Annotated in this window: 7 protein-coding genes; all 7 read left to right on the top strand. The window is 77.8% G+C overall.

All coding sequences use genetic code 11. From position 1 onward, the window contains the following. Window positions 1-129: 129 nt before the first annotated feature. The 7 genes from ACRYR7_RS22470 (at window position 130) to whiA (ending at window position 8,285) form a co-directional block, all read left to right on the top strand. Window positions 130-936, top strand: coding sequence for an SDR family NAD(P)-dependent oxidoreductase (locus ACRYR7_RS22470; RefSeq protein ID WP_432574337.1), 807 nt, complete (start codon window positions 130-132; stop codon window positions 934-936). 245 nt (window positions 937-1,181) lie between these two features. Beyond that, on the top strand, window positions 1,182-2,321 hold the full coding sequence (locus ACRYR7_RS22465; RefSeq protein ID WP_432574336.1) for an NAD(P)-binding protein: 1,140 nt from the start codon (window positions 1,182-1,184) through the stop codon (window positions 2,319-2,321). An 87-nt stretch (window positions 2,322-2,408) separates the two neighbouring features. Further along, entirely contained in the window at window positions 2,409-4,487 is a 2,079-nt protein-coding gene (gene uvrC, locus ACRYR7_RS22460) for an excinuclease ABC subunit UvrC (protein ID WP_432574335.1), read from the top strand. A gap of 18 nt (window positions 4,488-4,505) precedes the next feature. Further along, complete coding sequence (locus tag ACRYR7_RS22455; RefSeq protein WP_432574334.1) at window positions 4,506-5,135, top strand: flavin reductase family protein; 630 nt, start codon at window positions 4,506-4,508, stop codon at window positions 5,133-5,135. Window positions 5,136-5,234: 99 nt separating this feature from the next. Next, on the top strand, window positions 5,235-6,164 hold the full coding sequence (gene rapZ / locus ACRYR7_RS22450) for an RNase adapter RapZ (RefSeq protein WP_432574333.1): 930 nt from the start codon (window positions 5,235-5,237) through the stop codon (window positions 6,162-6,164). A gap of 2 nt (window positions 6,165-6,166) precedes the next feature. Then, window positions 6,167-7,192, top strand: a complete 1,026-nt coding sequence (locus ACRYR7_RS22445) for a gluconeogenesis factor YvcK family protein (RefSeq protein WP_432574338.1) — start codon at window positions 6,167-6,169, stop codon at window positions 7,190-7,192. A gap of 112 nt (window positions 7,193-7,304) precedes the next feature. Then, entirely contained in the window at window positions 7,305-8,285 is a 981-nt protein-coding gene (gene whiA / locus ACRYR7_RS22440; RefSeq protein WP_432574332.1) for a DNA-binding protein WhiA, read from the top strand. Window positions 8,286-8,372: the final 87 nt, after the last annotated feature.

The raw sequence follows: 8,372 nt of genomic DNA, 5'->3' as shown, positions 1-8,372 counted from the left end.
CCCCCCCCCCCCCCCCCCCGCCCGCCCGCCCCCCCCCCCCCCCCCGGGCCCGCATGGTGCGCGCCGGACGGGGCAGGGGGGCAGCAGGGCCGCCGGCCGGCGGCGCCGCAGACGCACCCGGAGGTCGCAGTGAGCACCGACACGCCCCGCCCGTTCGCCGTCGTCACCGGTGCCTCCACGGGCATCGGCCTGGAGCTGGCCAAGCAGTTCGCGAGCGGCGGCTACGACGTGCTCGTGGCCGCCGAGGACGAGCGGATCGAGGGCGTGCCGGCCCAGCTGCTCGAGGTCGAGCCGCGCGCCGTCGTGGACGCCGTCCGGGTCGACCTGTCCACCGCGGCCGGCGTGGAGGGGCTGTGGGAGCGGGCTGCGCGGGACGGGCGCGCCGTGGACGCCGTGGCGCTGCACGCCGGCGTCGGGGTGGGCGGGGAGTTCACCGCGACCGACCTCGAGGCCGAGCTGCACATGATCGACCTCAACGTCGTCTCCTTCGTGCACCTGGCCAAGCTCGCCTCGCGGGCGATGGTGCAGCGCGGCGAGGGCCGGCTGCTGTTCACCTCCTCGCTGGCCGCGCGGGTGCCCGCGCCCTACCAGGCGGTGTACGGCGCCACGAAGGCCTTCGTGCAGTCCCTGGCGCAGTCGCTGCGCCAGGAGCTGGGGCAGCACGGCGTCAGCGTCACCGCCTTCCTGCCCGGCCCCACCGACACGGAGTTCTTCGAGCGCGCCGGCATGGAGGACACGAAGATGGCCCACACCTCCGCCAAGGACGACCCGGCCACCGTGGCCGAGCAGGCCTTCAAGGCCCTGCAGAAGGGCCGCGACCACGTGGTGACCGGTTCGGTGGGCACCAAGCTGCAGGGCGCGGCGGCGAACCTGCTGCCCAACTCCCCGATGGCCAAGGGCCAGGGCAAGCTCGCCGAGCCCGGCTCGGCGGACTGACCCCCCCGCGCGCCGTCACCGCCCGTGCTTGCGACAGCACGAGCGGTGACATGAGCGTGGTGAACGGTGGGCCTCGGCGCTCTCCCGGCACCGGATCGCCGCGAACCGCTAGGACCGGCGCCCGCACGCTGCCACACTGATCGCCCCGCACGCCCGCACCGGGCGCGGGGCACGACGGAGGGGCGCCGGGGGAACCCGGGCCGTGCGCAGCGGCACGGCCGGGCGGCGCCGGGGGAGGGGGACCCGTGAGCGCACCGACTCTCGAGCGGAGGCGGGCCGGCACCGGCGCGGACCTGCCGGTGGTCGTCGCCGGCGCCGGCTCGCGCGGCCTGGCGGCCGCCGAGGCGCTGCTGGACGCCGGCCTGGCGGTCGTGGTGGTCGAGGCCGCCGACGCGCCCGGCGGCCTGGCGCGCTGCGCGCCGCTGTGGGGGCTGCCGCACTCCCTGGCCGCGCACGGCCTGCCGTGCACCGCCGCCCCGGACCTGGTGGCCCAGTGGCTGGACCTGTCCGGCGGGCACGTCGAGCGCACCCGCGCCCGGCACGCCGTCGCCCGCGGCGGGCGCGTGACCGGCACCGCCCCCCGCCCGGCCGGGCGCCTGGCGCGCGCCGCCGCCCGCCTGGCCCCCGCCGCCGGCGAGCACGACGTCCTCAGCCCCGTGGCCGGCACCGGCGCCCTGTGGGCCGAGCTGGTCCGGCGGCTGCGCTCGCGCGGCGCCACCGTGCTGCTGGGCACCACCGCCCTCGCCCTGGAGGTCGCCGCCGGCCGCGTCGGCGCGGTGCGCGTGCGCGACGCCGACGGCGAGCGCCGCCTGGCCTGCCGCGCCGTCGTCGACGCGCTGCCCGAGCACCGGCGCCTGCTGGCGCCGGGGTCCATCGCCCTCACCCGCAGCCTCGACACCCACCTGGTGCACCTGCTCGTGGAGGCGCCCGACGGCGCCCCCGTGGGTCCCGCCGCCCACGACGTCACCGTGGACGTCACCGCGGGCCCCGCCGCGGGCGCCGGTCCGGCCGGCGGCGGGCTGCGCACCGCGCGCCTGACCCCCGCGCGCGCCTGGCGCCCGCGCACCCTGGCCCGCCGCGCCGGCGCGGTGCTGCGCGCGGAGCTGCGCAGCACCGGCGACGACGCGCTGTCGGCCCTGGACGAGGCGGGCCTGCGCCGGCTGGTGCAGGCCGAGCTGCCCGCGCTGGGCGTCACCGCCCCGGTGCGCGTGCTCGACGACGCCGTGCTGCACCTGCCCGCCAGCGTGCCCGTCCCCGGCGGCGAGGCCGGCGCCGACCTGCCCGCCGGCCTGGTGCGCGCGGCGGACGGGCCGGTGCCCGGCGCCGGCGACGGGCTCGCCGCCGGCCGCGCCGCCGCGGCCCGGGTGCCCCTGCCGGTGCGCTGAGGGGCGCGGCCGCCGCCGCGCCACCGCCGCGCCACCGCCGCGCCACCGCCCCGGCGGGGCGTCGGTGGCGCGGCTTAGCCTCTAGGCGTGCCCGACCCCGCCACCTACCGCCCCAAGCCGGGGGAGGTCCCCGACGAGCCCGGCGTCTACCGCTTCCGCGACCCGCAGGGGCGGGTGATCTACGTCGGCAAGGCCAAGAGCCTGCGCCAGCGCCTGGCGAACTACTTCCAGGACCTCTCCGCGCTGCACCCGCGCACCATGGCGATGGTCACCACCGCGGCCAGCGTGGAGTGGACGGTGGTCTCCACCGAGGTCGAGGCCCTGCAGCTGGAGTACTCCTGGATCAAGGAGTTCGACCCGCGCTTCAACGTCAAGTACCGCGACGACAAGTCCTACCCCTACCTCGCCGTCACCATGGGCGAGGAGGTGCCGCGCGTGCAGGTCATGCGCGGCGTCAAGCGCAAGGGCACCCGCTACTTCGGCCCCTACACGCACGCCTGGGCCATCCGCGAGACCGTGGACCTGCTGCTGCGGGTGTTCCCCGTGCGCACCTGCTCCGCCGGCGTGTACCGGCGCGCGGCGCAGACCGGCCGCCCCTGCCTGCTCGGCTACATCGACAAGTGCTCCGCGCCGTGCGTGGGCCGGGTCTCCCCCGAGGAGCACCGCGCCCTGGCCGGGGACCTGTGCGACTTCGTCGCCGGCAACACCGCCCGCTTCGTGCGCCGCACCGAGCAGGAGATGCGCGCGGCCGCCGCCGAGCTGGACTTCGAGCGCGCCGCCCGCCTGCGCGACGACCTCGGCGCCCTGCAGAAGGCGCTGGAGAAGTCCGCCGTCGTGCTGCCCGACGCCACCGACGCGGACGTCTTCGCCTTCGCCGACGACGAGCTCGAGGCCGCCGTGCAGGTGTTCCACGTGCGCGGGGGCCGGGTGCGCGGCCAGCGCGGCTGGGTCGTGGAGAAGGTCGAGGACGTCGGCCCCGCCGAGCTCGTCGAGCAGCTGCTGCTGCAGGTCTACGGCGGGGAGTCCGGGGAGTCCGTGCCCCGCGAGGTGCTCGTGCCGCACCTGCCGGCCACCGTGGAGTCCGACGTGGAGGACTGGCTCAGCGAGCTGCGCGGCTCGCGCGTGGACCTGCGCGTGCCCCAGCGCGGCGACAAGCGCGCCCTGCTGGAGACCGTGCAGCGCAACGCCTCCCAGGCGCTGGCCCTGCACAAGACCCGCCGCGCGGGGGACCTGACCACCCGCAGCCAGGCGCTGCAGGAGCTGCAGGAGGCCCTCGGCCTGGACGAGGCGCCGCTGCGCATCGAGTGCTTCGACGTCTCGCACACCCAGGAGACGAACGTCGTCGCCTCGATGGTCGTCTTCGAGGACGGCCTGCCCCGCAAGGCCGACTACCGCCGCTTCAGCGTGCGCGGCGACGAGGGCGGCGTGGACGACACCCGCGCCATGCGCGAGGTCCTCACCCGCCGCTTCAAGCGCGCCCGCGCCGAGGAGGACGCCGGGGCCGCCGTCGTCGCCGGCCGCGCCGAGGCCGCGCTCGAGGACGGCGTGGACGGCGTGGACGGCGTGGACGGCGCGGACCCCCTGGACGGTGCCGGCGGTGCCGGGGTGGAGGTCGACGGCGAGGTCGGCCCCGGCGTGCTCGGCGGCGTCGACCCCGACACCGGCCGCCCGCGCCGCTTCGCCTACGCCCCCAACCTCGTCGTCGTCGACGGCGGCCGCCCGCAGGTGGACGCCGCCGCCCGGGCGCTGGCCGACGCCGGCGTCGTCGACGTCGCGCTGTGCGGGCTGGCCAAGCGCCTGGAGGAGGTGTGGCTGCCGGGCGAGGAGCACCCCCTGGTGCTGCCGCGCACCAGCCAGGGCCTGTTCCTGCTGCAGCGCGTGCGCGACGAGGCCCACCGCTTCGCCATCACCTACCACCGCTCCAAGCGCAGCAGGTCGATGACCAGCAGCGCCCTGGACGGGGTGCCGGGGCTGGGGCAGGCGCGCCGGGCGGCGCTGCTGAAGCACTTCGGCTCGGTCAAGAAGCTGCGCGCGGCCACCGTCGAGGACGTCGCGGCGGTGCCCGGCTTCGGCCCGCGCACCGCGGCCGCCGTGGTGGAGGCGCTGGCCGGCGCCCCGGCCCCGGAGCCCGCGGTGAACACCACGACCGGTGAGCTGCTGGACTGAGCGGTAGCGTCCGCGCGCGTGCACTCCTACGAACCCCGCGAGGGCCACCGCCTGGCGCACGACCCGCTGAACTCCATCGTGGCGCCGCGCCCCATCGGCTGGGTGTCCACCCTGGCCGCCGACGGGACGAGGAACCTGGCGCCCTACAGCTTCTTCAACCTCTTCAACTACTCCCCGCCGATCGTGGGCTTCTCCAGCACCGGGTACAAGGACAGCGCCGCGAACGCGCAGGCGACGGGGGAGTTCGTCTGGAACCTCGCCTCCGTCGCGCTGGCCGCCCCGATGAACGAGACGTCGGCGCCGGTGGGCCCGGACGTCGACGAGTTCGACCTCGCCGGGCTGGAGGCGGCGCCCTCCGCGCTCGTGGCGCCGCCGCGCGTGGCGCTCAGCCCGGTGGCCTTCGAGTGCCGGGTCAGCCGGGTGCTGCGGCTGACCGACGCCGCCCAGCGCGAGGTCGACGCCTGGCTGGTGCTCGGCGAGGTGGTCGTGGTCCACATCGACGAGCGCCTGCTCGTCGACGGCGTCTTCGACACCCTCGCCGCCGACCCGCTGCTGCGCGGCGGCGGGCCGGCCGACTACTTCACCCTGGGCGCCGAGCGCCGCCTGCGGATGCGCCGGCCGGACGCCGGGAGCGCCGCCGGCCGGTGAGCCCGGCACCCCGCGGCGCCCACGCTGCGCAACGGGACGTCACGCAGCGACAGCGGAGCGTGCAGGCCTCGTCGCGCGCGACACGCCCGGGGTGACAGGATGACACCCGTGGAACCCCCGGCCGACGACCGTCCCGACGCTCCCGCCGACGAGGCCGCCGCCCGCCCCCGCAGGACCGAGCTGCTCGTCATCACCGGCATGTCCGGCGCCGGGCGCTCGACCGCCGCCAAGGCCCTGGAGGACCTCGGCTGGTACGTCGTGGACAACCTGCCGCCGCAGATGCTCGAGCCGCTGGCCGAGCTCGCCGCCCGCGCCGGGCTCTCCGTGCCGCGCATCGCCGTGGTCGTCGACGTGCGCGGGCGCAGCTTCTTCGCCGAGCTCACCGGCACCCTCGCCGCCCTGGACACCCGCCACGTCTCCCCGCGCGTGCTCTTCCTCGACGCCACCGACGAGGTCCTGGTGCGCCGCTTCGAGTCCGTGCGCCGCCCGCACCCGCTGCAGGGCGACGACCGCATCGTCGACGGCATCGCGCGCGAGCGCGCCCTGACCGGCGACCTGCGCTCGCGCGCCGACGTCGTCGTGGACTCCTCCTCCTTCAACGTCCACCAGCTCGGCGCCCTGGTGTCCTCGCTGTTCGAGGCCGAGGGCACCGAGGACCTGCGCGTGACCGTCATGAGCTTCGGCTTCAAGTACGGCACCCCCGCCGACGCCGAGCACATCGCCGACGTGCGCTTCCTGCCCAACCCGCACTGGGAGCCGGACCTGCGCCCCCTGACCGGGCAGGACGCCCCCGTCTCGGAGTACGTGCTGTCCGCCGAGGGCGCCCTGCCCTTCCTGGACCGCTACGCCGGGGCCCTGGAGCCCGTCCTGGCCGGCTACCGCCGGGAGAACAAGCGCTACGCGACCATCGCCTTCGGCTGCACCGGCGGCAAGCACCGCTCCGTCGCCGTCGCCGAGGAGCTCGGCGCCCGGCTGCGCCGCGAGGGCGTGGGCGTGCGGGTCCTGCACCGCGACCTGGGGCGCGAGTGAGCCTGCCGACCGGCCCGATCCCCGTCACCGGAGCCCTGCCGCACCGCCCCGCCGCCCCCGACGCCCCCGCGGTCGTCGCGCTGGGCGGCGGCCACGGCCTGTCCGCCTCGCTGTCCGCGCTGCGCCACCTCACCGACCGCCTCACCGCCGTGGTGACCGTCGCCGACGACGGCGGCTCCTCCGGGCGGCTGCGCCGCGAGCTGGGCGTCCTGCCGCCCGGGGACCTGCGCATGGCCCTGTCGGCGCTGTGCGACGACTCCGAGTGGGGCCGCACCTGGCGCGACGTGCTGCAGCACCGCTTCGACAGCGCCGGCGGGCTGCACCAGCACGCCACCGGCAACCTGCTCATCGCCACCCTGTGGGAGCTGCTCGGCGACGAGGTCGCCGGCCTGGACTGGGTCGGCCGGCTGCTGGGCGCGCGCGGCCGCGTGCTGCCGATGGCCGCCGTCCCGCTGGACATCGAGGCCGACGTGCTGGGCCTGGTGCCCGGCGACGAGAGCGCCCCGACCCCCGTGCGCGGGCAGGTCGCGGTGGCCTCCACCACCGGGCGCGTGGCCGGCGTGCGCCTCGTGCCGCCGGACCCGCCGGTGCCCGCCGAGGTGCTCGAGGCGGTGCGCACCGCGGACTGGGTGGTGCTGGGGCCGGGGTCGTGGTTCACCAGCGTCCTGCCGCACCTGATGGTCCCCGCCCTGGCGCAGGCCCTGAGCACCACCGCCGCCCGCGTGTGCGTCACCCTCAACCTGGCCGTGCAGCCGGGGGAGACCGACGGCTTCAGCGCCGAGGCGCACCTGGAGGTCCTCGCCGCCCACGCCCCCGGCCTGCACGTCGACGCCGTGGTGGCCGACCCGGTGGCCGTGGGCGACCCGGGCGCGCTGGCCGGCGTGGCGCACGCGCTGGGCGCCGAGCTGGTGCTGCGGCCCGTGGCCGCCGCCGGCGGCACCGCCCAGCACGACGCGCTGCTGCTGGCGGCGGCCTACCGGGACGTGTTCACCGGGCCGCCCGGGCGGGCGCCGCGGGGGCGCTCGTGAACGGCCCGCCGGGCGGGGCGCGCGGTAGCGCCGGCGCCCGCGCGGCGAGGGGCACGCAGGGGGCGGCGCGGTGCGCGCCGCCCGGGCACGCGAGGTCCGAGGAGGACAGGACATGGCGATGACGGCGGCGGTCAAGGACGAGCTGAGCCGGCTGCCGGTGACGACGACCGCGGCGCGCAAGGCCGAGGTGTCGGTGATGCTGCGCTTCGCCGGCGGGCTGCACATCGTCTCCGGGCGCATCGTCATCGAGGCGGAGCTGGACTCCGCCTCGATCGCGCGCCGCCTGCGGCGCGACATCGCGGACGTGTTCGGGCACTCCAGCGACCTGCTGGTGGTGCAGGCCTCCGGGCTGCGCCGCGCCACCCGCTACGTGCTGCGCGTGGCGCGCGACGGCGAGTCGCTGGCGCGCCAGACGGGCCTGCTGGACACGCGCGGCCGGCCCGTGCGCGGGCTGCCCTCGCACATCGTGTCCTCCTCCACGCAGATCGCCGAGGCCGCCTGGCGCGGGGCGTTCCTGGCCCGCGGCTCGCTCACCGAGCCGGGCCGCTCCGCCGCACTGGAGGTCACCTGCCCCGGCCCGGAGGCCGCCCTGGCCCTGGTCGGCGCCGCGCGCCGCCTGGAGCTGTCCGCCAAGGCGCGCGAGGTGCGCGGGGTGGACCGGGTCGTGCTGCGCGACGGCGACGCCATCAGCGCGCTGCTGACGCGCCTGGGCGCGCACGACGCGATGATGACGTGGGAGGAGCGGCGCATGCGCCGCGAGGTGCGCGCCACCGCCAACCGCCTGGCCAACTTCGACGACGCGAACCTGCGCCGCTCCGCGCGCGCCGCCGTGGCCGCGGGCGCGCGGGTCGAGCGGGCCCTGGAGCTGCTCGGCGACGACGTGCCCGACCACCTGCTGCAGGCCGGCCGGCTGCGCCTGGAGCACAAGCAGGCCAGCCTGGAGGAGCTCGGCCAGCTGGCCGACCCGCCCATGACCAAGGACGCCATCGCCGGGCGCATCCGCCGGCTGCTGGGCATGGCCGACAAGCGCGCCGGCGAGCTGGGCGTGCCCGGCACCGAGTCCGGCCTCACGCCGGACAAGCTCGACGCCTGACGCCGGGGGGGGGGGGGCGGGGGGCGGGCGGGGGGGGGGGCGGGGGGGGGGGGGGGGGGGGGGGGGGGGTGGGGGGGGGGCGGCGGG

The organism is Kineococcus gurbantunggutensis (genome assembly GCF_050871925.1).
GTDB lineage: Bacteria > Actinomycetota > Actinomycetes > Actinomycetales > Kineococcaceae > Kineococcus.
The sequence above is the reverse complement of the archived record's forward strand: the minus strand, read 5'-3'. Positions and strand labels throughout refer to the sequence as shown.